General features: G+C 41.9%; 5 protein-coding genes. All 5 read left to right on the top strand.

The features are described from left to right. The coding region (locus ACLW56_RS24985) for a PAAR domain-containing protein (protein WP_330986297.1) at nt 1-119 on the top strand (119 nt) is incomplete at its 5' end. A 215-nt stretch (nt 120-334) separates the two neighbouring features. Then, nucleotides 335-760 carry a hypothetical protein gene (locus tag ACLW56_RS24990; RefSeq protein WP_330986294.1) on the top strand — a complete coding sequence of 142 codons (426 nt, stop codon included), beginning with the start codon at nt 335-337 and terminating at the stop codon, nt 758-760. A gap of 28 nt (nt 761-788) precedes the next feature. Further along, entirely contained in the window at nt 789-1,001 is a 213-nt protein-coding gene (locus tag ACLW56_RS24995; RefSeq protein ID WP_330986295.1) for a hypothetical protein, read from the top strand. Between the two features lie 61 nt (nt 1,002-1,062). After that, entirely contained in the window at nt 1,063-1,956 is an 894-nt protein-coding gene (locus tag ACLW56_RS25000) for a hypothetical protein (protein WP_330986296.1), read from the top strand. A gap of 30 nt (nt 1,957-1,986) precedes the next feature. Further along, a complete protein-coding gene (locus ACLW56_RS25005; RefSeq protein WP_330983071.1) occupies nt 1,987-2,271 on the top strand; it encodes a type VI secretion system PAAR protein in 285 nt (94 codons plus the stop codon). Nucleotides 2,272-2,416 lie beyond the last annotated feature (145 nt).

The raw sequence follows: 2,416 nt of genomic DNA on the forward strand, positions 1-2,416 counted from the left end.
GCAAGATAGCCTCCGGCTCTGCAACCGTTTTTATTGAAGGATTGCCTGCGGCGCGGGCGGGGGATGCCGTCGATTGTGGTGGCAATATTGTGAGCGTTGGAACCGTCATCATCGGTTAGCGTGCGGCCCCGCTGTCGGGAGCGGGAAGATGAGGAGTGATACCCAGCAACATCGGTGTCTGAAAAAGGCGACAGGGCTAATTTCGAATGTCGCCAATTGGCGACGCATAATCATTTGAATATAAAGACAATAATTTTTACCGCTCGGTTGTGTCTCTTCGTGGAGACAGTGTGAGCAAAAAACACCCAACGCTAAGCAAGCGAAACTAGCGGCGATGGATAGAGTACTGGCGCAAAGAACCAAAGATCTTGAGGTCTGGGGAGAGAAAGAGCAGACAGAGTTTTACCGGATATTTGGATCGAAAGGTGATCGAATTATTGAGGTCGAGATGTCCTTAAGAGGTGATGGTCATAAGGTTAAAATGACAGCCAGAGAAGTGATGCAGAATTGTATCAGAAGGCTTAAATGGATAAAGGGACAGATGACATTGGATGATTATATTAACGAAATATACGATCCGGATAATCCCGATGATCCAACTAACACAACAATCCCCCGAGATCCTGATATGCCAGAGACTTTTGCTGCGTTTGTAAATAGTGAACTTGAAAAGAATTATGAAGTTCATATTGGCATCAATTTCACCGGAAGAATACAGGGGGCGGGGGGGCAGAACTTGTGCCACAGTAACGGGCATTGACTCTCGCGTTGCAACACTATGCCATGAAATGAGTCACTTCGTTAAAAAATACACAGACCCTGAACATGGAGGTATGGGAACTTATGATTATGATGATAAAGGCAAGAAACCAGAAACAAAAAATGATAATTGGAGTACCGAACAGCATAACAGAGGTGCGGACACTCTTGTCAATAAGGGTAGGGAAGATGTATTCAATAATGCATATAATATTGAAAGATATTTCATAATAGATGCTTAAATCATTTCAGTATGACTATAGGCATTAATGTTTTATTAATTTATCATTAAGAGTGATGAGAATGGTTATCAAGAAATTTGTAATTGCTTTAATTCTTCCGTTTGCTTTTTCACTCAATTCGTTTGCCAATCAGCTGACAGTTCTTAAATATGGATACGGCAAACGTGAGGACTATAATGGTCAATACCTGCCTGGAAAATTGATTCTTATAGATCCCAGTGGTGTTTCATTGAGGTTTTCGGGGGGGGATCTATCTACCTCTGACATGGAAAATAGGAATATACAAAAACGGCATAAGATATTTGTCAGGCTTTCAATAAATAAAATAAAAAATAATGTGTTAGCTACAGTGAAAATCATTAATAATAGCAATGAATCTTATTATATGACACCTATGTCTTTACCATTTTCTATGACTGCACCTGATGGCTCTGAAACGTCTGTTTTATGTTGGGACAGTTTTCAGTTAACGACTGATAATATTATGCTCTATTCTTTTAATGCAAACTGCCATCATGGCGGTAATTTTGAACGGCGTGAATGGCGTAAAATAAAATCACACGAATCTAAAATTTTCAGTACGAATTTGAATCACAATTATGAGTTTCTTGCGGATAAACGAACGTATGAGATCGTGACGTCAAATTATTTTCTTGTCAATGATGGCTGGTTTATCCAACGTTCAATTAACGATTTGATTTTTTCTATATTAAATATGGATGCGGCTAAAGTATGTCCATTAACTCGGGATGTATTTTATATCTACAAAACTGAACGTCTCTGTGGAACCTATTTTGATGATTACGCTGGCATCCAGTCTATGTTGAATTATGCCGGAATTACTGGTGAAAATCACGACAATGAAATATCTATCCGTTCTGAACCTGTAACGATTGAAATTGATGGTAGTAAAATCAAATCTCTTTACGATAAATATCCGTATAAGAGTCAATAACACATTGTTTCCACAAAAAGGAAAACCACCATGCCAATAGCCGCCAAAGTAGGTGACAAAGGAACACAGCACGACGGGTACTATGAAACCGCGATAACGGCCGGTGCACCGACTGTGCTGGTCGATGGGCTGCCAGCTGCTCGCTTAGGCGATCCCCTTACGCCACATAGTAAGCCTGAGCATCCGCCACACCCGCGCAAGATAGCCTCCGGCTCTGCAACCGTTTTTATTGAAGGATTGCCTGCGGCGCGGGCGGGGGATGCCGTCGATTGTGGTGGCAATATTGTGAGCGTTGGAACCGTCATCATCGGTTAGCGTGCGGCCCCGCTGTCGGGAGCGGGAAGATGAGGAGTGATACCCAGCAACATCGGTGTCTGAAAAAGGCGACAGGGCTAATTTCGAATGTCGCCAATTGGCGACGCATAATCATTTGAATATAAAGACAATAATTTTTACCGCT

The sequence above is a fragment of the Pantoea sp. sgz302252 genome (assembly GCF_047713085.1).
Classification (GTDB): domain Bacteria; phylum Pseudomonadota; class Gammaproteobacteria; order Enterobacterales; family Enterobacteriaceae; genus Scandinavium.